This window comes from Xanthobacter pollutisoli (assembly GCF_040044995.1).
Classification (GTDB): Bacteria; Pseudomonadota; Alphaproteobacteria; order Rhizobiales; family Xanthobacteraceae; genus Xanthobacter.
The window spans coordinates 341,685-365,061 of sequence record NZ_JBDZDP010000001.1 but is presented as its reverse complement, the minus strand read 5'-3'; the positions used below and the strand labels follow the sequence as shown (position 1 = coordinate 365,061).

22 protein-coding genes are annotated in these 23,377 nt (G+C 69.7%); 5 read left to right on the top strand and 17 right to left on the bottom strand.

The annotated features are described in order from the left end of the window. Window positions 1–74: 74 nt before the first annotated feature. The 9 genes from ABLE93_RS01735 to ABLE93_RS01695 all read right to left on the bottom strand — a co-directional run bounded on the left by ABLE93_RS01735 (window position 75) and on the right by ABLE93_RS01695 (window position 9,717). Window positions 75–1,049, bottom strand: a complete 975-nt coding sequence (locus ABLE93_RS01735; RefSeq protein ID WP_348837518.1) for an ABC transporter permease — start codon at window positions 1,047–1,049, stop codon at window positions 75–77. After that, entirely contained in the window at window positions 1,046–1,999 is a 954-nt protein-coding gene (locus tag ABLE93_RS01730; protein WP_348837517.1) for an ABC transporter permease, read from the bottom strand. Before ABLE93_RS01730 ends, ABLE93_RS01735 begins: the two co-directional genes overlap by 4 nt. Continuing rightward, window positions 1,992–3,542 (bottom strand): sugar ABC transporter ATP-binding protein, encoded by a 1,551-nt coding sequence (locus tag ABLE93_RS01725; RefSeq protein WP_510182958.1) that lies wholly within the window; start codon window positions 3,540–3,542, stop codon window positions 1,992–1,994. The genes ABLE93_RS01730 and ABLE93_RS01725 overlap by 8 nt, the downstream gene beginning before the upstream one ends. Beyond that, window positions 3,539–4,951, bottom strand: coding sequence for an FAD-linked oxidase C-terminal domain-containing protein (locus ABLE93_RS01720; RefSeq protein WP_510182969.1), 1,413 nt, complete (start codon window positions 4,949–4,951; stop codon window positions 3,539–3,541). Before ABLE93_RS01720 ends, ABLE93_RS01725 begins: the two co-directional genes overlap by 4 nt. 80 nt (window positions 4,952–5,031) lie before the next feature. Then, entirely contained in the window at window positions 5,032–5,913 is an 882-nt protein-coding gene (locus ABLE93_RS01715; RefSeq protein ID WP_348837515.1) for an intradiol ring-cleavage dioxygenase, read from the bottom strand. Beyond that, window positions 5,910–6,827: an NAD(P)-dependent oxidoreductase gene (locus ABLE93_RS01710; RefSeq protein ID WP_348837513.1), complete on the bottom strand. Its 918-nt coding sequence runs from the start codon at window positions 6,825–6,827 to the stop codon at window positions 5,910–5,912. The genes ABLE93_RS01715 and ABLE93_RS01710 overlap by 4 nt, the downstream gene beginning before the upstream one ends. A 9-nt stretch (window positions 6,828–6,836) precedes the next feature. Further along, window positions 6,837–8,204, bottom strand: coding sequence for an amidohydrolase family protein (locus ABLE93_RS01705; RefSeq protein ID WP_348837512.1), 1,368 nt, complete (start codon window positions 8,202–8,204; stop codon window positions 6,837–6,839). Between the two features lie 3 nt (window positions 8,205–8,207). Continuing rightward, window positions 8,208–9,299, bottom strand: a complete 1,092-nt coding sequence (locus ABLE93_RS01700; RefSeq protein ID WP_348837511.1) for a maleylacetate reductase — start codon at window positions 9,297–9,299, stop codon at window positions 8,208–8,210. 37 nt (window positions 9,300–9,336) lie between these two features. Continuing rightward, window positions 9,337–9,717, bottom strand: a complete 381-nt coding sequence (locus tag ABLE93_RS01695; protein WP_348837510.1) for a Dabb family protein — start codon at window positions 9,715–9,717, stop codon at window positions 9,337–9,339. A gap of 119 nt (window positions 9,718–9,836) precedes the next feature. Here ABLE93_RS01695 and ABLE93_RS01690 point away from each other — a divergent pair, with 119 nt between their 5' ends. Next, window positions 9,837–10,751 (top strand): LysR family transcriptional regulator, encoded by a 915-nt coding sequence (locus ABLE93_RS01690; protein ID WP_348837509.1) that lies wholly within the window; start codon window positions 9,837–9,839, stop codon window positions 10,749–10,751. A gap of 109 nt (window positions 10,752–10,860) precedes the next feature. Here the strand turns inward: ABLE93_RS01690 and ABLE93_RS01685 are convergent, their stop codons facing one another. Together ABLE93_RS01685 and trxA are read right to left on the bottom strand one after the other, a co-directional pair. Beyond that, window positions 10,861–11,199, bottom strand: a complete 339-nt coding sequence (locus ABLE93_RS01685) for a Rieske 2Fe-2S domain-containing protein (protein ID WP_348837507.1) — start codon at window positions 11,197–11,199, stop codon at window positions 10,861–10,863. Between the two features lie 123 nt (window positions 11,200–11,322). Further along, window positions 11,323–11,811, bottom strand: coding sequence for a thioredoxin (gene trxA, locus ABLE93_RS01680; RefSeq protein WP_348837506.1), 489 nt, complete (start codon window positions 11,809–11,811; stop codon window positions 11,323–11,325). 518 nt (window positions 11,812–12,329) lie between these two features. Here trxA and paoA point away from each other — a divergent pair. From paoA to paoC, 3 genes are read left to right on the top strand one after another with little or no spacing between them, the layout of a single operon-like run. Next, window positions 12,330–13,022, top strand: a complete 693-nt coding sequence (paoA, locus tag ABLE93_RS01675) for an aldehyde dehydrogenase iron-sulfur subunit PaoA (RefSeq protein WP_348837504.1) — start codon at window positions 12,330–12,332, stop codon at window positions 13,020–13,022. After that, complete coding sequence (locus ABLE93_RS01670; protein WP_348837503.1) at window positions 13,019–13,969, top strand: FAD binding domain-containing protein; 951 nt, start codon at window positions 13,019–13,021, stop codon at window positions 13,967–13,969. Before paoA ends, ABLE93_RS01670 begins: the two co-directional genes overlap by 4 nt. A gap of 4 nt (window positions 13,970–13,973) precedes the next feature. After that, entirely contained in the window at window positions 13,974–16,187 is a 2,214-nt protein-coding gene (gene paoC, locus ABLE93_RS01665; protein WP_348837501.1) for an aldehyde oxidoreductase molybdenum-binding subunit PaoC, read from the top strand. 500 nt (window positions 16,188–16,687) lie between these two features. Here paoC and ABLE93_RS01660 read toward each other — a convergent pair whose 3' ends face one another. The 6 genes from ABLE93_RS01660 to ABLE93_RS01635 form a co-directional block, all read right to left on the bottom strand. After that, entirely contained in the window at window positions 16,688–17,497 is an 810-nt protein-coding gene (locus tag ABLE93_RS01660; protein ID WP_348838455.1) for an ABC transporter ATP-binding protein, read from the bottom strand. A gap of 17 nt (window positions 17,498–17,514) precedes the next feature. Next, window positions 17,515–18,462, bottom strand: a complete 948-nt coding sequence (locus tag ABLE93_RS01655; protein ID WP_348837499.1) for an ABC transporter substrate-binding protein — start codon at window positions 18,460–18,462, stop codon at window positions 17,515–17,517. A gap of 218 nt (window positions 18,463–18,680) precedes the next feature. Continuing rightward, a complete protein-coding gene (locus ABLE93_RS01650; protein ID WP_348837498.1) occupies window positions 18,681–19,505 on the bottom strand; it encodes an ABC transporter permease in 825 nt (274 codons plus the stop codon). Between the two features lie 11 nt (window positions 19,506–19,516). Further along, a complete protein-coding gene (locus ABLE93_RS01645; RefSeq protein ID WP_348837497.1) occupies window positions 19,517–20,356 on the bottom strand; it encodes a fumarylacetoacetate hydrolase family protein in 840 nt (279 codons plus the stop codon). Then, on the bottom strand, window positions 20,353–21,162 hold the full coding sequence (locus ABLE93_RS01640; RefSeq protein ID WP_348837496.1) for a hypothetical protein: 810 nt from the start codon (window positions 21,160–21,162) through the stop codon (window positions 20,353–20,355). Before ABLE93_RS01640 ends, ABLE93_RS01645 begins: the two co-directional genes overlap by 4 nt. A gap of 12 nt (window positions 21,163–21,174) precedes the next feature. Beyond that, entirely contained in the window at window positions 21,175–22,218 is a 1,044-nt protein-coding gene (locus ABLE93_RS01635; RefSeq protein WP_348837495.1) for an NAD-dependent epimerase/dehydratase family protein, read from the bottom strand. Window positions 22,219–22,512: 294 nt separating this feature from the next. Between ABLE93_RS01635 and ABLE93_RS01630 the strand changes: the two genes are divergently transcribed. Further along, on the top strand, window positions 22,513–23,367 hold the full coding sequence (locus ABLE93_RS01630; protein ID WP_348837494.1) for an IclR family transcriptional regulator: 855 nt from the start codon (window positions 22,513–22,515) through the stop codon (window positions 23,365–23,367). Window positions 23,368–23,377 lie beyond the last annotated feature (10 nt).

The window sequence follows — 23,377 nt, the reverse complement described above, 5'->3', positions numbered from 1 at the left end:
TTGGGTTACGCATCGGGTCAAAGGGGCGAGCCTGTCCCGGGCTCGTCTTCAGGGGCTTCAGGCCTTCTTGTGCTTCAGGCTTTCTTGCGGCCGTGCATGTCGAGCCACACGGCGAATATGACGATCACGCCCGTCACCAGGGGCTGCCAGCTGGCGTTGACCGCGAGCAGGTTCATGCCGTTCAGCACCAGGGTGAGGATGAGCGCGCCGACGAAGGTGCCGAACACCGTCCCCACCCCGCCGAACAAGGAGGCGCCGCCGATGAGCACCGCGGCGATGGCGGGGAGCGTCATGGCCTCGCCGATGTCGCCCTCCGCCGAATTGAGGCGGGCGAGGAAGACGATGGAGGCGACCCCCGCCATGGCGCCGGAGAAGGCGTAGACCAGGATCAGCCGGCGATCGACCGGGATGCCGGTGAGCCGCGCCGCCAGCGGATTGGCGCCGATGGCGTAGATCTGCTGCCCCCACACCGTGCGTTGCGCGAACAGCGTGCCGGCCACGAGGAAGCCCACCATCAGATAGACCGGGATGGGGATGCCGAGGAAATAGCCCGAGCCGATCTGCCGGAAGCCGGGCGGGAAGCCGTGGATGGTCTCGCCGCCCATGTAGTAATAGGTCACGCCGTGCAGCACCCACAGCATGCCGTAGGTGGCGATGAAGGAGGGGATGCGCAGCTTCGCCACCATCAGGCCATTGCAGATGCCCACCATGCAGCCCGCCGCGAGGCCGGTGAGGGTGCCGAGCACCGGCGAGCCGGTGGCCTTGATGACGGTGGCGGCGAGGCAGGCGGAGAGGCCGATATTGGCGCCCACCGAGAGGTCGAGACCGCCGGTGAGGATCACCAGCGTCAGGCCCGAGGCGAGGAAGAACAGCAGGCTCGCCTGCCGCAGCACGTTGAGGATGTTGTTGGCGGTGAGGAAGGCCTCGGAGGCGAGGCTGAGCGCAAGGCACAGCAGGCCCGCCGCCAGCAGCCGGTAGATCAGCTGCCGCATGTCCTGCGAGAGGTGGATGCGGGGGGCGCCCGCGGAGATGTCGCCGGCGAGGCTCATGACTTGTGGCTCCGCATGCCGTCCAGGAAGAGGGCGAAGATGACGAGGGCGCCGATGCAGGCGACCTGTACCGAGGAGGGCACGGCCATGAGGTTCAGCCCGTTGCGCAGCACGCCGACGGTGAGCACGCCCATGAGGGTGCCGAAGATCCAGCCGTTGCCCTTTTCGAAGGAGGTGCCGCCCAGCGCCACCGCCGCGATGGCGTCGAACTCCATGCCGATGGCGGCGGTGGGGTGGCCGGAATTCATCCGCGCCGTCATCAGCAGGGCGGCGATGCCGGCCATGGCCCCGCCCAGCATGTAGACGGACACCAGCAGCCGCTTCCACTTCACGCCGGCGAGGGTGAGCGCATCGCGGTTGCCGCCGAGCGCGCAGATGTAGGTGCCGAAGCGCGTGTGATAGAGCAGCACGTGGAACAGGGCATAGAAGCCGGCGCCGATGAGCACCGGGTTGGGAATGCCGAGAACGTCGCCGGAATAGGCCTGCCGCACGAAGCGCGGGATGCCCACCACGCTCTGCCCGTCGGAAACGATGAGCGCCAGACCCTGCGCCGCGCCCATGGTGCCCAGCGTGGCGACGAAGGGCGGGATGGAGAGGCCGGCCACCAGCCAGCCGTTGATGAGGCCGAAGGCGAGGCCGACGCCCACCGCCCCGGCGAGCCCCAGCATCAGCGAGCCGGTGGACACCACCGTCAGCGCCAGCACCAGCGAGGCGAGGGTGAGCACCGCGCCCATGGAGAGGTCGAGCCCCTCGGTCATGATGATGAGCGTCATGGGCAAAGCGAGGAGCAGCAGGATCACCGACTGCACCATGATGTTGGAAAGGTTGCCGGCGCTGAGGAAGCCGGGCGTCGCCACGGCGAACAGCAGGGCGAGGCCGGCGAGGGCGACGGCGACGCCCGGCACCGCGGGCAGGCGCACGGGGGCGCGGGAGAGGGCGGCGTCACTCATCGTGCATCCCCATTCGGACGATGTTTTCCTCGGACAGTTCGGCGCGCGAGAGCTCGCCCACGATGCGCTTGGCGCGCATCACGTAGGCGCGGTCGCACACATGGACGATCTCCGCCTGCTCGGAGGAGATCATCAGCACCGCCGCGCCTTCGGCGACCAGCTGGTCGATGAGGGCGAAGATCTCGGACTTGGCGCCCACGTCGATGCCGCGGGTCGGCTCGTCGAAGATGAAGAGGCGGGTGCCGGCGGCGAGCCACTTGCCGATCACCACCTTCTGCTGGTTGCCGCCGGAGAGCAGCGCCACGTTCTGGTTCGCCGAGGGCGTGGCGATGCGCAGGCGCGCGATGAGCTCGTCCGCCGAGCGGCGCGCCTTGCCGGGCGAGAACACCATGTTGGGGAAGAGCTTCGGCAGGCCAGCGACGGCGAGGTTGTCGGCCACCGATCGGATCAGCGCCAGCCCCTCGGTCTTGCGGCTCTCGGGGATGAGGCCCACCCCGGCGAAGGCGGCGGCGTCCGGCCCGCCGGTCTTCACCTTGCCGAAGATGCGCACCTCGCCCGCCGTCACCTCGTCGGCGCCGAAGATGGCACGCGCCACCTCCGTGCGGCCGGAGCCGACGAGCCCGCACAGGCCGACGATCTCGCCGGCATGCACGGTGAGGTCGATGTCACGGATGCCGTTGCGCGCCGCGAGTCCCTTCACCTCCAGCACCGCCGGCCCGCGTTCGGTGGCGAAGCGGCGCGGATAGGTCATGTCCACGTTGCGGCCGACCATCATCCGCACCAGCTCGTCCGGCGTGGTCTCGCCCGGCAGCGCGCGGCCCACCAGCTTGCCGTCGCGCAGCACGGTGATGCGGTCTCCGAGGGCGAACACCTCGGCCATGCGGTGGGAGATGTAGACGATGGCGACGCCCTTGGCCTGAAGCTGGCGCATCACCTCGAACAGGCGCTCGGTCTCGCGGTCGGACAGCGCCGCAGTGGGCTCGTCCATGACGAGGATGCGGGCGTCCTGGGACAGCGCCTTGCCGATCTCCACCATCTGCTGCTGCGCGACACCCAGCGCGTGCACCTTGGTGCGCGGGTCCACGTCGAGCCCGATCAGGTCGAGCACCTTCTGCGCTTCGCGATAGAGGCGGCGGCGGTCCATGAGGCCGGGGACGCGCGAGGGGAATTCGCGGCCGAGGAAGATGTTCTGCGCCACGTCGAGATAGGGGACGAGGGAGAATTCCTGGAAGATCACCGCGATGCCGAAGCGCCGCGCGTCGGCCGGCGAGCGGATCTCCACCTTCTCGCCGTTGTGGAAGTATTCGCCGGCGTCCGCCTGGTAGGCGCCGCACATGACCTTCATGAGCGAGGACTTGCCGGCGCCGTTCTCGCCCAGCAGCATGTGGACCTCGCCGGGCCACACGGCGAACGACACGTCGTCGAGGGCCCGCACGCCGGGAAAGCTCTTGGAGATGCCCTTCAGCTCCAGCAGGGGCGTGCCGGGCGTGGCCGGCGGAGCCGCCAGCTCGAGGCGAGGCGTGGCCTGCATCACCGCCCTCATGACGCGTCTCCGTGGCTGGCAGGAAGAGGCCGGAAGATCTTTCCGGGGTTCATGATGCCGTGCGGGTCGAGCGCCTGCTTCACCAGCCGCATGGCGTCCACCGTTTCGCCCAGCTCCAGGGCGAGGAAGTCCATCTTGCCGATCCCGACGCCGTGCTCGCCGGTGCAGGTGCCCTCGAGCGCGAGGGCGCGGTGCACGAGGCGCTCGTTGAAGGCCTTGGCGTGGGCCAGCTCCTCCGGCCGCTCCGGATCGAGCAGCACGAGGAGGTGGAAATTGCCGTCGCCCACATGGCCCACCACCGGCGCGGTGAGGCCGCTCTCGGCGATGTCGGCCGCCGTCTGAACGAGGCATTCGGCGAGGCGCGAGATGGGCACGCACACGTCGGTGATCATGGCCTTCGCCCCGGGCCGCAGGGCCAGGCCGGCATAGAGCGTGTTGTCGCGCGCCTGCCAAAGACGGCTGCGCTCCTCGGGCGTCGTCGCCCACTGGAAGCCCTCGCCGCCGAACTCGGCCGCCAGCGCCTGCGCGGTCTCCGCCTGCTCGGCCACGTAGGCCTTGGAGCCGTGGAACTCGAAGAACAGATGCGGCACCTCGGGCAGGCCGAGCTTGGCGTGCAGGTTCATGCCCCGCATCATCACCGCGTCCAGAAGCTCGATGCGGGCCACCGGCACGCCGGACTGGATGACGGCGATGGCGGTGTCCACCGCGGCCTTGAGGTCCGGGAAGGCGCAGACGGCGGAAGAGATGGCCTCGGGCTGCGGGTGCAGCTTCACCGTCACCTCGGTGATGATGCCGAGGGTGCCCTCGGCGCCGACGAACAGGCGGGTCATGTCGTAGCCGGCGGCGGACTTGCGGGCGCGCCGGGCGGTGCGGATGACCCGGCCGTCGGCCAGCACTACCTCCAGCGCCAGCACATTGTCCTTCATGGTGCCGTAGCGCACCGCCATGGTGCCGGACGCGCGGGTGGAGGTCATGCCGCCGATGGAGGCGTCCGCCCCCGGATCGATGGGGAAGAACAGGCCGGTGTCGCGCAGCTGGGAATTGAGCTGCTTGCGGGTGATGCCGGGCTGGACCACGACGTCCATATCCTCGGGATGGACCGCGAGGACGGCGTTCATCCGCCCCATGTCCAGGCAGACGCCGCCGTTGAGCGCCGCCGCATTGCCTTCGAGCGACGTCCCCGCGCCGAACGCCACGAGGGGCAAGGCGAGCTCGCGGCACAGGTTGACGATGGCCTGCACCTCGGCGGTGGTCTCGGGGAACACCACCACGTCCGGCGGTCGGGCGGCGTGGTAGGCCTCGCTGCGGCCGTGATCGGCGAGCACACCGGCGGCGATGCTGGCGCGGTCGCCGACGATGGCGGCGAGGCGCGCGAGAGCCGCCTCCATGGGCATGCGGCCGATGGGCATGTGGGCAGACATTGCTTTTCCTCCCTCCGCTGCTTCGGCCCGTTCGCCGGGCTCTCACGCACGCGGAAAATGCTCAGGGGTCACGCGGCGCGCGAGGCTTTCTCCGACACGGGGTTCAGGCGAAAATCATAAGCCAGGGCGCACCACGGCCGGTCCATCTCGCGCCCGTCGGGGGCGGTGCCGGGCGGGTGCGGATCGAAGGTGCGGATGAGCGAATCCTTCACCCCGAACACGGCGTCCGAGTCGAGATAGGTGTCGCCTGCGACGAAGACGTGGGTGACGAGCTTCTCGTGGCCGGGCGCGTCGATCATGAAGTGCACGTGCGCCGGCCGCCAGGGATGGCGCCCCTGCGCCTCCAGCATCTTGCCCACCGGCCCGTCGTGCGGGATGGGATAGGCCGCCGGGCGGATCGACCAGAAATGGAAGCGGCCCTGCGCGTCGGTGCGGAAGCGGGCGCGCGCCACGAGGTCCGCGCCCGCGTGCTGCACGTCGTAATAGCCGTCCTCGTCGGAGTGCCAGACATCCACGATGGCGTCGGCGAGCGGCGTGCCGTCGGCGGTGGCCACCGTGCCGGACACGTACATGGGCTCGCCGGCCAGCGTGCCGGAGATGTCGGTGCCGCAGGGCGCCTCGGGCGGGGTCTCCACGTAGAAGGGGCCGAGCACGGTGCTCTCGGTGACCGCGGTCTGGTGGTCGTGGGTGATGGCGTCCACCAGCATGGAGACGCCGAGCGTATCGGACAGGAGGATGAATTCCTGCCGCGTGCCGGTGCACATGTGCCCGGTGTCGGTGAGGAACTTGATGCCCGCTTCCCATTCCGCCTGGGTGGGGCGCACCTCGCGGATGAAATCGTGCAGGTGGCGGACGAGGGCCTCGCTGATGGCGCGGATGCGCGGGTCGGGCGCGTTGGCGACGCGCTCCAGCACGGCCTGCGTGATGGTGAACTGGTCGAAATTCCTCATGCGTGCCTCCCGTCGGTCTTGTCGAGGTCGGGCTCGCCAAGGCCGGCGAGCCACTCGGCGAGGCGCACGGTGGCGATGAAGTCGGCCTCGCCCTCGCCGCGCCCGATGATTGCGCCGTAGATCTCCCGCGTGAGGGTGGCGAGGGGCATGGCCATCTCGGCGGCGTGGCCGGCGCCGACGATGAGGTCGAGGTCCTTGGCCATCTGCCGGCAGGAGAAGGTGGAGTTGAAATCGCGCGTCTCGAGGCTCTTCGCCTTGTAGTGCACCATGGGCGAGCCCACCGCGCTGTTGGTGAGCACGTCGAGGATGTCCTGCCAGGCGAGGTTGCCCTTGCGGGCGAGCACGATGCTTTCGCCCATCATGGCCGCCGACACCGCGATCATCAGGTTGACGGCGAGCTTGGCGTAGCGCGCTTCCTCGGCCACGCCGAGATACTTCTGCGCGCGGGTGAAGTCCTTGGCCACCGGCTCGAAGGCGTCGAAGGCGGCGCGCGGGCCGGAGACGAAGCAGGTGAGGTTGCCGGTGTGGGCGATGGCGGCGTTGCCGGACACCGGGGCGCGCAGATAGGCGATGCCGTGGCCCTCCGCCGCCTCGGCCACCTCGGCCGACACGCCCGGGCTCACGGTGGAGGTCTCCACCAGGATCGCGCCCTTGCGCATGGAGGCGAACAGCGGCCCGTCGAGGGCGACGGCACGCAGCGCCCTGTCGTCGGGAAGCGAGGTGAAGACGATGTCGCGGCCGGCCGCCTCGGCCAGCGTCGCGGCCGGGGTGACGCCGTTGCCGGCGGCCTCGGCGATACGCTGCTGGTCGCGGTCGTAGCCGCAGATGTCGCGGCCGGCGGCGGCGATGCGGCCGGAGATGGGAAGCCCCATCTTGCCGAGGCCGATCCAGCCGAGGGTTTGGGTGTCTGCCATCATCCGCTCCTATGCCGCCTTGCCGAGGCCGAGCTCGTCCACGATGCGTGCGCCCGAGCGGGCGAGCCGCGCCAGCTTGTCGTCCAGCCCCTGCGCCAGCAGTTTGCCGTTCCGCTTCACGAAGCGTCCGGCGATCATCACCGCCTCCACGTCGCCGCGGCCCGCCTGCATCACCACCGTCGCCACCGGATCGTGCACCGGCTGCAGATGCAGGGCGCGGGCATCGATCATGGTGATGTCCGCCTGCTTGCCGGGGGCGAGGGAGCCGATGCGGTCGTCGAGGCCCAGCATGCGGGCGCCGTCGATGGTGATCCATTCCAGCGCCTGGCGCACCCGCACGGTGGAGGTGGCGGGAATGGCGCCGGTGTCGCGCCGGCTCTGGGCATTGTCGAGGGCGCGCTGCATGCCGAGCGCGATGCGCGCCACGCCCATCATGTCGCCGGCGAGCACGGATTCCAGGTCCACCCCGAGGGAGGGCGCCGCGCCGCGCGCCAGCAGCCGCCCGGTGACGGGGAAGCCGTGGCCCTGCGTCATCTCGTTTTCCGGCGTCACCGAGAAGGAGGCGCCGAGGTCCACGAGGCGGGCGAAGAGCTCGTCGGAGAGGTCGTTGCCGTGCACCACGTTGACCTTGGGTCCCACCAGCCCTTCGGCGATCAGCGTCTCCCAGCCGCCCGGCGTCTTCGCCGTGCCGCCGCCCTGGTGCATGGAGGCGACGAGGTCCAGCTCGCGGGCGAGGCGGAAGTCGGCGCGGGCCACGTCCATGGTGGAATAATGCGGGCCGAGGATGGCGAGGCCCAGCGTCATCAGACCGTCGGCGGAAGCGAACCGCCCGCGCCGCAGCCGCTCGATCTCGCCGCGCGGGTGCGGCACCTCGGAGAAATGCGGCTCGCCCGGCTGCGGGTCCGGCTTGGGCGAGCCGTGGAAGAAGGCGGCGCGGATGCCGCTCTCGGCGAGGGCGTCCACCGCCGCGTCAGTGTGGTCCGGGCTGGGATTGTTGTGGCACCAGTCCACGAGGGTGGTGGTGCCTGCATCCATCTGGCCGAGCGCGCCGACCAGCGTTGCGATGCCGATGTCATCGGGCCGGAAGCGGGTGGCGAGGCCGGCGTGCACCCAGCGGAAATATTCCAGCAGGGTCCAGTCGGCGGCGAGGCTCCGCAGCCCCGTCTGCCAGGTGTGCATGTGGGCGTTGACGAAGCCGGGCACGAGAATGCGCCCGCCCGCGTCCACCGTCTCGGCATCCTCGGCCGCGATCTGCGGCGCGATGGCGGCGATGCGCCCGCCTTCCACCAGCACGTCGCCGGCGGCAAGGTCACCCACGCTGCCATCCATGGTGAGGATGGTGGCGCCGGTGAAGAGGGTGCGGGAGGGGCGCGCCATGGCTCAGGCTGCCTCCTCGCGGGGGCCCGCGGCCGCCACCGGCCGCTCGCCGGCGAAGGCGCGGGCGATGAGGTCGCGGATGCCGTCGCGCGTCACCGGGCGGGGGTTCCAGTAGGGGTTCTCCACCGCCAGGTCGGCGGCCCGCTCGATGCCGTCCGCCGGCATGCCGATGTCGGCGAGGGCGCGCGGCACGCCCAGCGCCCGCACCAGATCGAACAGGCCCTGCGCCGCATCCGGCGCGCCCAGCGCGCGGGTAATGGCGGCCATGGCGTCGGGCGCGGCCGGCGCGTTGTAGGCCACCGCATGGGGCAGCACGATGGTGTGCGTCTCCGCATGGGGCAGGTTGAAGGTGCCGCCGAGGGTGTGGCAGAGCTTGTGGTGCAGCGCCATGCCCACCGCGCCAAGACAGCAGCCGCACAGCCACGCGCCGTAGAGCGCCTTGGTGCGTGCCTCCATGTTGGCGGGCTCGTGCACCAGAATGGGCAGCGCCGATGAGAGGGTGCGGATGCCGTCCTCCGCCATCAGCGAAATCACCGGATTGCGGTCGCGGGCGTAGAGCGCCTCCACCGCATGGGCGATGGCGTTGACGCCGGATGTGGCGGAGAGGGCGGCCGGCAGGGTGAGGGTGAGGTCCACGTCGTAGATGACCGCCTCGGGCAGCACGTCCAGGGAGCGGATGGTGGTCTTCCGCCCGTCCTGTGTCTCGCCGAGGATGGGGGTCATCTCCGAGCCGGCATAGGTGGTGGGGATGACCAGCTGCGGCACGCCGGTGCGCAGGGCGAGGGCCTTGCCGAGCCCGGTGGTGGAGCCGCCGCCGAGGGCGACCACGCAATCCGCATCCGCCGCCTTCAGCGCGGCGAGGGCGGTGTCCGTCACCTCCACCGGCGTGTGCATGGTGGCGCCGGAGAAGACGCCGGCGCCGAGCGGGCCGAGCACGCCGGCGAGCCGGGCGCCGGCCTCGGCCTGCTCCGGCGTGGTGAGGACGAGGGCCCGCGCCGCGCCGAGCCGCGCCACCTCGGCGCCGGCCTCGGCGAGGGTGCCGCGCCCGAACCGCACGCGGATCGGCAGGGCCTCGTAGGTGAAGGTCTCGATCATGAGGGCGTCCCTCTCACTTCGGCGGCGGGCCGCGGGCTCACTCGCCCGCCAGCAGCTCTCGGGCGGGGTGGGCGGCGGCGGTGCCGTCGGCCTCGGCGTCCAGCGGCGGCTCGACGAGATAGTCCACCTGGAACCGCGCGATGCGCAGGTCGGTCAGTTCCTGGCGGACGCGCAGGTGCTCGGGATGGGTGGCATAGGCCTCGAGCGCGGCATGGCTGGAGAATTCGGTCACCAGCACCACGTCGCAGGCGTAGTCGACGCCGCTCACGTCGAGGCCCACCTCGAGCAGGGTGAGGCCGGCGATGCGGCCCCTCAGCCCCTCGAAGGCGTCCTTGACCTTGCGGCGTGCGGCGGCGCGCGCCTCGGGCGTGTCGCCGCTCAGCCGCCACATCACGATGTGCCGGATTGGTCCCGTCATTGGCGTTTCCTCGACCCCCTTGGGGGGCTTATTGGACTTTCGTTGGACGGGAGTGTTGACTTGCGGACAGCGGAAATAAACCCGAAATTTCGGAACGCTCTTTTGCGTGGATCGGAAAAATGGATCGCCTGACCCAGATCGAGCTGTTCGTGAAGACGGCGGAGCTGCGCAGCCTGACGCGCGCGGCGGAGGCGCTGGGCATGTCCAATGCGGCGGCCAGCCGCCACCTCGCGGCGCTGGAGGAGCGCCTGTCCGCGCGCCTCGTGGAGCGCAACACCCGCCGCCTGTGGCTGACCGAGGCGGGGCAGGAATTCTACCAGCGCAGCGGCACGCTGCTCGCCGAGCTGGCCGAGGCGGAGGAGGCGGTGAACGAGCACACGCTGGCGCCCCAGGGGCTGCTCCGCGTGACCAGCTCCCTGTCCTTCGCCACCATCTATCTGGCGCCCATGCTGCCGGAGCTGCGCACGCTCTACCCCAAGCTCAACGTGCACATCGCGGTGGCCAACCGCTATCTCGACTTCATCGAGGCCGGCATCGACGTCGCCATCCGCACCCGCCTGCACGAGCCGGACACCAACATCATCGTGCGCCGGCTCGGCCGCATGCGCCGGGTGCTCGCCGCCTCGCCCGCCTATCTCGCCGAGCGCGGCCGGCCGAAGGAGCCGGCGGATCTCGCGCGGCACGACATGCTGGTCTACAACCTCGCCGCCGATCCGTTCTCGCTGCGCCTCACCAAGGGCGAGGTGGAGCGCACCGTGCGCATCACCGTCGCCCTCGACTGCAACGACGGCCAGGTGATCCGGCAGGCGGCGATTTCCGGCCTCGGCATCCTGGTGCAGCCGCTCTACATCGTTCAGGACGACATCGACGCCGGGCGGCTGGAGGCGGTGCTGCTGGACTGGCAGCTGCCCACGCTCACCATGAACATCGCCTTCCAGAACCGCGAGCGGCTGCCGGCCAAGATCCGGGTGTTCACCGACTTCCTGGTCAATTACGTGCGGCGGGCCTCCAACAGCGGAATCTGGTCCGCCTGAGCGGCGCCGTCAGGCCGGCGGATCTTGGGCGAGGCCGCGCCGTCGGGCCGGCGGGTTTTCACCGAGGCCGCGCCCGTCAGGCCGGCACTTTTTTGCTCGGGACGCGCCGTCAGGCCGGCGCTTTGGCCGGGCGCACGGGGCCGACGTCCACCTGGATCTCGTCGCCTTCCACCTTCAGCTCGTAGGGGTGGAGCGCGTTGCGCACGAGGTGGGTGGAGCACTTGCCGCTGTTGCAGTCGAAGCCCCACATGTGGTGCGGGCACATGAGGGTGGTGCCGTCGAACGTGGCCTCGGTCAACGGCATGTCGGCATGGGGGCAGCGCCCGCGATAGGCCTTCAGCTCGCCTCCTGCCGGCCAGACGAGCAGCACGCTCTTCTTGCCGATCTGGTAGAGGCCCATCGACCCCTCGCTCAAGGCAGTGGTGTGGCAGACGAACGTGAACGCCATGGCGGTGCGCCCTTGCGGATGGAGGTCAGCTCCTCTCAGCAAGTTGCGGGCCAGCACCCTGGAGCCGTTCCAGACGTGCAAGGCGCCGTTCCGGCGCCCGGATTGTCGCAAAGGCGACGCGTCTCAGGGCGTCGGAGCCGGGGCGACGTCCTCCTCCGCCCGCGACAGGGCGTCGTAGAGCCAGCGGCGCAGGTCTCCCGCGAACATGGCGCCGGCGACGCGCGCCACCTCGCGCCGGTTGTGGATGAAGCTGAGGGTCGGGATGGTGCTGATGCGGAAATATTCCGCCAGCTCCCGCTCGGCATCCGTATCCACCTTGGCGAAGCGCACGTGGGGCTCGAACTCCGCGGCGAGGCTCTCGAACACCGGCGCCATGGTCTTGCAGGGTCCGCACCAGTCCGCCCAGAAGTCGATGACGAGCGGGATTTCGCTCTCGCTGGTGTGGGCGGTGAAGCGCTCCGCGGTGAGCGCCATGGGCCGGCCGGTGAAGAGCGCCCCGCCACAGGCGGCGCAGACGAGACCCTTGGGGTCCTCTCCCGCCTCCGGCTTCGCCAGCGCGTCACAGGCGGGGCAGGCGATGGTGCGTGCGGTGCGCGCAGGGTGATCGGTCATGGCGCGGGCCTCGTGTCGTGTGTCGTCCGGCATTGCGGCTCGACGGTGCGCTGCAAGAACAGGACCGCTGCGACCCGCGATGGCGGAGGACCGGCGCCCCGTACCAAAGCGATCATTTCGGCGTGATGCGGGTCAGAGGGGGGCGCGATTTCAGGGTTGTCCTCGCCGCATCCCGGTACAACCAAGGGTGTCGTCGTCAGTTGGCGCAGCCTTGCATTTCAATGGCTCGGAGGCGTGCCCCTGCTTCTTGCGCGCCCCGAGCCGTCCGGGGTCCCGGGCGGGCTGCTCGCGTCCTGTTGCGTTGCACCCAACCTGGAACCACCCCAATGTGCGTCGCGTTACCACCGCCGTGACACCGTGTCGGTTGCGCCGATGACTGTTCAGCTCGGCAGGCCGCGGTTTCGATGACAGCCACGCCCGATCGCCGCCTGCGCCCCGCGGGAGCGGTCGCCTTCGTCGCGCAATTCGGGCCCTTCCGGCCTCGGTTGCCCGCTCGGACGAAAGGACGAGAGCCAGCCATGGACAGTCCCCTCGATACCCCGTCGGATCCCTCGGCTTCCGATGCATCCCCCAGCCGCCGCGACGTGCTGATCGCGGGCGCCACGACGGCCATTGCCAGCGCCATCCCGCTTGGGGCCGGCGCCGCGCCCGCCGCCCCCGCCCCGATGGCGGGGCAGGTGCCGGGAGCGGCCGCGCCGGTGCGTGCGCAGGTGTTGCTCACCGTCAACGGCGTGATCCGCGAGATGGAGGTGGACACCCGAACCAGCCTCCTCGATCTGTTGCGGGAGAGCCTGCACCTCACCGGCACCAAGAAGGGCTGCGACCACGGTCAGTGCGGCGCCTGCACGGTCATCGTGGACGGCCGCCGGATCAATTCCTGCCTCACCCTCGCGGTGATGCATGAGGGCGCCGCCGTGACCACCATCGAGGGTCTCGGCACGCCGGATGCGATGCATCCCATGCAGGCCGCTTTCGTGAAGCACGACGGCTACCAGTGCGGTTATTGCACGCCCGGGCAGATCTGCTCGGCGGTGGCGGTCGTCGCCGAGATCCGCGCCGGCGTGCCGAGCCACGTCACCCCCGATCTCACCGCGGCGCCGTTGATGAACGGCGAGGAGATCCGCGAGCGCATGAGCGGCAACATCTGCCGCTGCGGCGCCTATTCCAACATCCTCGATGCCATCACCGAAGTCGCGGAGCGACGGGCATGAAACCCTTCACCTACCAGCGGGCCACCTCGCCCGCAGAAGCCGCCGCTGCGGCCGCCGCCACCCCCGGCGCGCGTTTCATCGCCGGCGGCACCAACCTGCTCGACCTGATGAAGCTGGAGATCGAGCAGCCGGCCCATCTCATCGACGTCAACACCCTCGGCCTCGACCGTATCGAGCCGACCGCCGACGGCGGGCTGAAGATCGGGGCGCTGGTGCGCAACACCGACCTCGCCGCCGACGAGCGGGTGCGGCGCGACTATGGGGTGCTGTCCCGCGCGCTGGTGGCCGGCGCATCCGGCCAGCTGCGCAACAAGGCGACAACCGCCGGCAATCTGCTCCAGCGCACGCGCTGCCCGTATTTCTACGACACCGCGCAGGCCTGCAACAAACGTCACCCCGGCAGCGGCTGCGCGGCGCTCCAGGGCATCTCCCGCCAGCTCGCGGTGATCGGCGTCAGCGACCATTGCATCGCCACCCATCCGAGCGACATGGCGGTGGCCCTGCGCGCCCTCGACGCCACGGTCGAGACGGTGAAGCCGGACGGCTCGACCCGCAGCATCGCCATGGCGGACTTTCACCGCCTGCCCGGCGACACGCCGCACATCGAGACGGGGCTGGAGAGCGGCGAGCTCATCACCGCCGTTACCCTGCCCAAGCCGTTGGGCGGCACCCACGCCTATCACAAGGTGCGCGACCGGGCGTCCTACGCCTTCGCGCTCGTGTCGGTCGCGGTGGTGGTGCAGCGCGACGGCTCAGGCCGCGTGGCGGTGGGCGGCGTCGCCCACAAGCCGTGGCGGGTCGAGGCAGCCGAAGCCGAGATGCCGCGCGGCGCCAAAGCGGTGAACGCCCGCCTCATGGCGGAGGCGCGGCCGACGCCCGCCAACGCCTTCAAGGTCACTCTGGTGGAACGCACCCTCGGCGCGGTCCTGTCGGAAGCGAAGGGATAAGCCAATGCGCTTCGATACGCCCGCAGCCACAAATCCCATCGACCAGCTCAAGACCATCGGCCAGCCGCTGGACCGGGTCGACGGCCCGTTCAAGGCCACCGGCACCGCGCCCTATGCCTACGAGCGGCACGATGCGGCGCCCAACGCCGCCCATGGCTATCTCGTGGTCTCCACCATCGCCAAGGGCCGCATTACCGCCCTCGATGTCTCGGCCGCCGAGGCGGCGCATGGCGTGCGCGCCGTGGTGACCGCCGAGCGCGCCGGCAAGCTCGCCAAGGGCGACCACAACACGGCGAAGCTCCTCGGAGGTCCCGAGATCGACCACTATCACCAGGCCATCGCGCTGGTGGTGGCCGACACGTTCGAGCAGGCCCGCACCGCCGCCGGCCTCGTGCGCGTCGAATATGACCGCGAGGACGGCGTCTACGATCTGGAGGAAGCGCGCGCCTCCGCCGTCAAGCCGAAGAAGGGCGACGGCATGGGCGGCGCGGCCGACACCGCCACCGGCGATTTCGACGGCGCCTTCGCCGCCGCGCCGGTGAAGATCGATTACATCTACACGACGCCCGACCAGGCCCACGCCATGATGGAGCCGCACGCCTCCATCGCCGCGTGGGACGGCGACAGCCTCACCGTCTGGTCGGCCAACCAGATGATCGAGTGGGGTGTGAGCGACCTTGCCACCACCCTCGGCCTGCCGAAGGAGAAGGTGCGGCTCATCTCGCCCTATATCGGCGGTGGCTTCGGCGGAAAGCTGTTCCTGCGCGCCGACGTCGTTCTGGCGGCGCTCGGCGCCAAGGCGGCGGGCCGGCCGGTGAAGGTGGCCATTCCGCGCCCGATGATGTTCAACAACACCACCCACCGTCCGGCCACCATCCAGCGCATCCGCATCGGTGCGGAGGAGGGCGGGCGCATCACCGCCATCGCGCACGAGAGCTGGTCGGGCGACCAGCCGGACGGCGGCCTGGAGACGGCGGTGAACCAGACCCGCCTGCTCTATGCCGGCGCCCATCGCATGACCGCCATGCGGCTCGCCACCCTGCACCTGCCGGAGGGCAATGCCATGCGCGCCCCCGGCGAGGCGCCGGGCCTGATGGCGCTCGAGATCGCCATGGACGAGATGGCCGAGAAGCTGCGGATGGATCCCATCGCCTTCCGCATCCTGAACGACACTAAGGTGGATCCCGAGCACCCCGAGCGCCCCTTCTCCCAGCGCCAGCTGGCGGAATGTCTGCGGCTCGGCGGCGAGCGCTTCGGCTGGAGCCGCCGCCATGCCCGGCCGGGCGACGTGCGCGACGGCCGCTGGCTGGTGGGCATGGGCGTCGCCGCCGGCTTCCGCAACAACCTGCTGATGAAGTCGGGCGCGCGGGTTCGGCTCGACAGGACCGGCACGGTGACGGTGGAAACCGCCATGACCGACATCGGCACCGGCAGCTACACCATCATTGCCCAGACGGCGGCGGAGATGATGGGCGTGCCCATGGACCGCGTGGTGGTGCGCCTCGGCGATTCCAGCCTGCCGGCCTCGTGCGGCTCGGGCGGCCAGTGGGGCGCCAACAACGCCACCTCCGGCGTCTATGCCGCCTGCACCAAGCTGCGCGAGCAGGTGACGCAGAAGCTCGGCTTCAATTCGCAGGAGGCGCAGTTCACCGACGGCGTCGTGCGCGCCGGCAACCGCTCCATTCCCCTCGGCGAGGCGGCGGGTCCGGACGGCATGGTGGCGGAGGACGCCATCGAATACGGCGATCTTGCCAAGAAGTATCAGCAGTCCACCTTCGCCAGCCATTTCGTCGAGGTGGGCGTGGATGCCGCCACCGGCGAGACGCGGGTGCGGCGGATGCTGGCGGTGTGCGCGGCGGGCCGCATCCTCAACCCGAAGACCGCACGCAGCCAGGTGATCGGCGCCATGACCATGGGCGTTGGCGCGGCGCTGATGGAGGATCTGCACGTCGACAAGCGCCACGGCTACTTCGTCAACCACGACCTCGCCGGCTACGAGGTGCCGGTGCATGCCGACGTGCCGCACCAGGAGGTGATCTTCCTCGACGAGGTGGACCCCATCTCCTCGCCCATGAAGGCAAAGGGCGTGGGCGAGCTCGGCCTGTGCGGCGTGGGCGCGGCCATCGCCAACGCCATCTACAACGCCACCGGCGTCCGGGTGCGGGACTATCCCATCACCCTCGACAAATACCTCGATCGCCTCCCGCCTGTGGGGTGAACGGACCTCGAGCTGGCCGGCGCCATTCCCTCTCCTCGTCGGGGAGAGGGTCAGGTGAGGGGCGCGCGCCCTGTGCGCTCTCGCGGACGTGCTATCCCTATGCGCGCTCCGCCCCCTTCGCGCCGTCGTGCTCCGGCTTGACCGGAGCACCCATCGTGCCGCCGGAGCCGTTGGCCCGGCTCCTTGCTCGCCATTCGGGGCTCGCGCCCGGCGCAGGCATGGGCCCTCCGGTCCAGCCGGAGGGCGACGGTGTTCTCCGCGCTGTGGGGTGTCTCCGCGCTGGGTGAGGCTGGAAGGGGCGAGCGGTCCTGGCCACTTATCTTCTACCGTCGGCCCACTCTCCCGCCGTCGTGCTCCGGCTTGACCGGAGCACCCATCGTGCCGCGAGAGGCGGCGGCCCGGCTCTTTGCTCGGCGTTCGCGCCCGGCGCAGGCGTCGCCCTCCGGTCAAGCCGGAGGGCGACGGCGGTGGAGACCACAACGAAGCAGCACGCAAACCCCTCAATGGTCCAGGTCGCCCTGGGCGAAGAAGTGTTTGCGGATCTCCTGCGTGTAGCGCACGAACCGGGGCTCGCCCATCACCAGGAGGTCGCGCGGGCGGGGCAGATCGATGTCGTAGACGGCCTCGATGGTGCCCGGCCGGCTCGACATCACCACCACCCGGTCGGCGAGGAAGACCGCCTCCGGGATGGAGTGGGTGATGAGCAGTACGGTCTTGCCGGTGGCGTGCCAGATGCGCTGGAGCTCGGCGTTCATCTTCTCCCGCGTCATGGCGTCCAGCGCGCCGAAGGGCTCGTCCATGAGCAGCACGTCCGGGTCGTGCACCAGCGCCCGGCAGATGGCGGCGCGCTGCTGCATGCCGCCGGACAATTCCCACGGGAAGCGATCCTCGAAGCCGTCGAGGCCGGCAGTGTGGAGCAGCCGCTCGGCCGCCGCGCGATACTGCGCCACCGGCCGGCCGCGCATCTCCACCTGGAGCAGCACGTTGTCGCGCACCGTGCGCCACGGCAGCAACACCGGGCTCTGGAACACGATGCCCACCCCGTCCGGCGGCTCGCGCACCGCGACGCCGCCGATGGTGATGGAGCCGCTGGTCGCCGGCAAGAGGCCCGCCACCAGCTTCAGCAGCGTGCTCTTCCCGCATCCCGACGGGCCGACGATGGCCACGAACTCGCCCTTGGAGATCTTCAGGTCGATGGGCTTCAGGGACGGCACCGAGCCCGACCGCGTCCGGTAGGTCTTGGTGAGGCCGGCGATGGCGATGTGGTCGCCGCCGCCGGCGGCGCGGGGCGCCGGCTTCTCGGTCTTCATCTTGTGCAGCGTGGCCGTCACGGCAGGAACTCCAGGGTGAAGTAATCGTCCGCCTTGCCGCGCTGGGACGGCTCAAGGCCGCCGTACTGGGTGAGGATGTCGAGGGTCTCGTCCATCACCGCGGTCTTCATGCGGAAGGGGCGGGCGCCGGGATCATCGGCCGAGCGATAGAGCGCCTGCGAATACTGCAGGCTGCGCAGCTGCGCGTCGGGCAGGCCGATCTTGGGATAGGCTTCCAGCAGGATGGCCACGGCGGCCTTGGGGTCGCGCTCGGCATCCTCGACTGCGCGGGTGGTGGCGCGCATGAAGCGCTTCACCATGTCTGCCCGGGTCTTCAGCGTGTCCTGGTTGGCGACGATGCCGAGCGACACGAGGCTCACGCCCGCATCGGCGTAGCGCAGCATGGTCACCGGCTTGTTCATGATGTCCGGCAGGCGGGCGCCCTGCTCGGTGGTGAAGCCGATGAGCCCGTCCGCCTGGCCGTTCACCACGGCGTTGAGCTTCGTCTGGGCGTCGCCCGCCACCATCTTCACCTGGCCGTCGGCGATGCCGAGCTTCTTGAGGTAGAGCGGCCAGATGGGGGTGACGGCGTCGCCGGGCGTGAACATGATGGTCTTGCCGACGAGGTCCTTCGGCCCGTTGATCTTGCCTTCCGGCGCCACCACCGCGCCCGGCGTGCGCTGGAGCAGCACGCCCACGGTCTTCACGGGCGCGCCCTTGGCGGCGGCCTTGATCATCACCCCGATGTCGGCGAGGCCGAAGGTGGCCGTGCCCGCGCCCACCGCCTGGATGGTCACCGCCGAGCCGCGGCCTTCCTGGATCTCAAGGTCAATGCCCTCTTCCTTGTAATAGCCCTTCTTCAGGCCGAGCACGAAGGGGGCGTGCTCGCCATAGACGTACCAGTTGAGCATGAGCACCGCCTTGTCCGGCGCCTTCTCCGCCGGCTTGGCGGGGGCCTGGGCCATGGCCGGCAGCGCCGCCGCGGCAAGGCCGACGGCGAGAAGGCCGCGGACGAGCGCCCGCCGGACCGGCGAACTGGTAACGTTCGGACTTGGGACTTGCGCGCGTCGGGCGCACGGGCGCGGGGCAGCGTGATCTTGCCGGAACATGGTTTCCTCCACCGGTTGTTCTTGGTCTGATTGTCAGATCTTGGTCTTATGAGGGACGTTGCTTGGCCTGGTCGTCATTTGCCGTCGCCGCCGTCGGGCCGGCGCGAGGCGTGCCAGGGGATGAGCAGGTGCTCGATGCCGTCGAGCGCCATGAACAGCAGCACCCCCATCATGGACAGCACGAACAGCGCGGCGAACATGAGCGGCAGGTCGAAATTGCCGTTGGCCACCTGCAGCACATAGCCGATGCCGGAATTGGAGCCGACGAATTCGCCCACCACCGCGCCCACCACCGCCAGCGTGATGGCGACTTTCAGCCCGGCGAAGATGCCGGGCAAGGCGTGGGGCAGGCGGATGCGCACGAAGGTACGCAGCGGGCCGGCGCGCATGGAGCGGGCAAGGTCCAGCATCTCCTTGTCCACGCTCTTGAAGGCGAGGACGGTGGAGACCACCACCGGGAACACGCCGAGCAAAAAGGCGGAGATGACCTTGGGCAGGATGCCGAAGCCGAACCACACCACGAACAGCGGCGCCACCGCAATCTTCGGCACGCTCTGGGAGAAGACGAGGAGGGGATAGAGATAGCTCTCCACCGTCTTCGAGGAGGCGATGAGCATGGCGAGCGGAATGCCCACCAGCGCGCTCAGCAGGAAGCCGCCGAGGGTGGCGTAGAGGGTGGGCAGGGCCTCGCGCAGCAGCAGGGGACCCTGCGCCCACACCTGCTCCATCACCAGCGTCGGCGTGGGGATGAGATAGGGCGGGATGCGGAAGATGCGCACCGCGAGATCCCAGCCGATCAGGATCACCGCGACGAGGAGCAGCGGGCGCACCGCATCGGGGCTAGCCAGCTTGGAGAGGATGCTGGTGCGCGCCGTGGCAAGCATGGTGGTGTCGGTCATGGCCGCTCTCCTCAGACGACGCGCTGGTGCTGCTGGCCGAGACCGGCGATGCCGAGCCGGACCTCGGCGCCGCGCGCCAGATAGGTGGGAGGCTTCAGTCCGAGGCCGACGCCCGCGGGCGTGCCGGTGATGATGAGGTCGCCGGGCTGGAGCGTCATGAAGCGGCTGGCGTAGCTGACGATCTCGGCCACCGAAAAGATCATGTCGGCGGTGGAGCTGTGCTGGCGCATCACCCCGTCCACCTCGCACCACAGGTCGAGGGTCTGCGGGTCGCCCACCTCGTCGGCGGTCACCAGCCATGGGCCGAGGGGGCAGAAGGTGTCGTGGCTCTTGCCCTTGGTCCACTGGCCGCCGCGCTCCAGCTGGTGGGCGCGCTCGGACACGTCGTGGGCGATGCAATAACCGAAGACGTGGTCGAGCGCCTGCTCCAGCGGCACGCTGCGGGCGGTCTTGCCGATGACCACGCCCAGCTCCACCTCCCAGTCGGTCTTCTCCGCGCCCTCCGGCAGGCGGATGGCATCGTTGGGGCCGCACAAAGAGGAGGTGGCCTTGAGAAACAGGATGGGCTCGCCGGGGATGGGAAGGCCGCACTCGCGGGCGTGGTCGTGATAATTGAGCCCGACGCCGACGATCTTGCCGATGCCTGCGAGCGGACTCGCGAGCGCCACTTCGCCGGCCACGACGGGCAGCGATGCGGGATCGAGCGCGCGCAGGGCGTCCAGCCGAACGGGATCGGTGATGAGGGCGGCGTCAATATCGGCGACGACCGAGGAGAGATCGCGGACGCTGCCATCGGCGGAGAGGAGGCCGGGCCTTTCGGCGCCGGCCGCGCCATAGCGCAGGAGCTTCATGGGGTCAGCCTTTCGGGGATGCGGGCCTCGGCGGGCGCGGCGGCGCGCGACACCGGCCGGCGCAGTTCGGCGGCCTGGATGCGGTTTTCCAGCCAGTAGAGGCCGGGGTTGATGTCGGACGCGCCCTCGGCGAGCAGGGCGTCGAGCCGGCGCCCGGCCGCCTCCGCCTGGTCGCGGTCGAGGGCCTCCACGGTGAAGAGATATTGCTGGCGTCCCGGCCCGCCGGAATAGATCCGGCGCTCGGCCGTCATGATGCCGGAAATGGCTTCGTCCACCTCGTAGAGACCGCCCGAGAGCGTGCCGGACGTGTCCTCCGCCACGACCGCACGAACCATCCCCGCCAGCGTTTCGGCATCGGCCTTATGGTCGAACCGGCGCTGGAGGATGTAGGGGGCATAGCCCCCCACGGCGCCCGCGCGGCAATGGTTGCGATAGAGCGAGCGCACCGGATTGCGGAAGTGGGTGAGCGCCTCGCTGGTCCATGGCGTGGGGCGGTTGAGGGCGGCGAGATAGGCCTCGCTCCCCAGCACCTCGGGGCCGGTGGTCACGTAGCACATGAAGAAGCGCGGGCTGCCGAGGAGGGCGCGATAGCGCCGCCCCTCGATGAAGCCGGGGATGGAGACGCGCTCCGGCATGTGCTCGCAATTGTGCCATTCCTGATAGCGGAGCTCGTAGTCCGCATCGATGTCGGCCCAGAAGCCCATAAAGCCGAGGGCTGGGCCGAGGGCCTGGCCAAGGGCTTGGCCAAGGGCTTGGCCAAGGGCTTGGCCAAGGGCTTCGCCGAGATGGGGGGCGTCGCTTGTCATGGCGCCGGCGCCTCAAAACAGGCCGTCGCGGACTTCGTACCGCGTGGGCTTGCCGTAGATGGGGCCGCCCATCTCCACCCAATGGGCCACCCAGTCGATCATCCGGGCCAGCGGCACGTTGGGGTAGCCGAACAGCCGCTGGGCCTGGAAGGTGCTGTTGACCCAGCCGGTGGCCTCCTCCTCGCCCTCGAACACCGGCGCCTTGCCGAACTTCTCGCCGAAGGCATGGGCGATGGCCCGCACGCTCGCCTGCTCCGGGCCGCCGATGTTGATGGCGGAGGTGGGCACCGTGCAGTGCTTCAGGCAGCGCAGGATCTGCGCATTGGCGTCGCCCTGCCAGATGACGCTGGCATGGCCGGTGCGGATGGGGATGGGCTCGCCGCGATGGACCCAGCTGGCGATGTCGTGCAGCACGCCGTAGCGCAGGTCGATGGCATAGTTCAGCCGGGCGAGGCGGCCGGGCGTGCCATGGATGTGGGAGCCGTATTCGAACGCCCGCTCGCGGCCGACACAAGAGTTGGCATAGTCGCCCACGGGCCGCGGCTGCACCCGCTCGTCCCAGCCGTTATGGGCGACGACGCCGAACGGATAGACGCACAAGGTGGAGAAGGCGACGATCCGGCTGTCGCGGAAGTGCGAGGCGACGGTGGCGGGCACATTGGTGTTCATGGCCCAGGCGAAGGAGGGGTCCTCATTGGTGCCGAACTTCTTGCCGGCCATGTAGACCACGTTCTTCACCTTGGGCAGCTCGGCCACCGCCTCGGCGTCCAGCAGGTCGCAGCGGATGGTCTCGATGCCGAAACCTTCCAGCTCCTCCCGCGAGCCCTTCTCCGAGAAGCGGGCCACCCCGATGACCCTTTTCTCCGGCGCGGCCCTCTTGGCCATGCGGGCGAGGGAGGGGCCGACCTTGCCGGCGACCCCGAGCACGATGATGTCCCCCTCCAGGGTGGCGAAGTCGTCCACCAGCCCCTGGGTGGGCCGGGAGACCAACTCCTCGAGCTGCTCCTCGGTCTCGATGAGGTCCGGCACGGTGTCGAAGGTCAGGCGTTCACTCACAAGTCCGCTCCCATGTCGCCGACAGGTCTCGAAACGGCACCCGGAAAGGTGGTCCACGCGCACCGGTAGGGCGGGTGAACTGCCCCGAACGGCGCATGCCACGGGGATCCGACCTGCTCATTAAGCGGGTAACGTCGTTACCCATACTTATAGGGCTAGATAGGTAGAAAGTCGGAGTCAAGGGGTGATTTCTGCCGCTAGTGGTCGATTTTGCGGGTCTTCCGGCCTTGCCACGCTCCAAATCATGGCTAACATCGTTATCAGTTGATGCGTCGCGCGTTGAAGGTGATCGAGATGGCGAAAGTTGCGGCCGGCAGCCGACCGGAGAAGATCGACGAGACGATCGTCTCGGTAGAGCGCGCCTTCGACATCATCGGCATGCTGGCCGACTGCGTGGACGGCATGCCGCTGGCGGAGATCGCCCGGCACCTCGATCTCAACAAGGCCATCGTTTCCAAGCTTTTGAACACGCTGGAATCGCAGATGCTCGTGTGGCGCGACGAGCGGGCCCAGCGCTATTACCTCACCTACCGCATCAGCAACCTCGGCCTGCGCCACCTGCAGACCAGCCGCCTTTTGGACCAGTGCTCGGCCGCCTTGCGCCAGTTGGCGGAAGAGACCGGCGAGCTGGTGCGCCTCGCCATCGTCGAGCCGGGCGGCCAGCGCATCGTGTGGGTGCAGTCCTTTGCGGGAAGCAAAAGGTCCCTGCGCATCGACCCCAATTACACGCTGGAGATCGGCCTCCACACCCACGCCACCGGCAAGGCCTGGCTCTCCACGCTGCCGTTCGCCGATGCGCTCAAGCTCATGATGCATCAGGGTATCGAGGCCTCCACCAGCCATTCCAAGACCTCCATTTCCGACATCCGCGCGGAGTTGGAGGAGGCGGCACGCCGGGGCTTCGCCCTGAGCTATGAGGAGAACGAGCTGGGCGTCGGCGCGGTGGCCGCGCCCATCCTCGCCTCGACGCTGGGCGGCGCGCCGGAATGCGTCGGCGTGGTGAGCCTTGCCGCCCCCACCAACCGCATGAGCCGGGCGGATCTGGAAAGCTGCGGCTCCTTCGTGATGGCCACCACCCGACGCCTGGGCGAGACCTGGCCGCTGGAGGCGCGGGCCCGCAGCGGTGCCTTCCCGCGCATGGTGGAATAGCTCAAGCCCC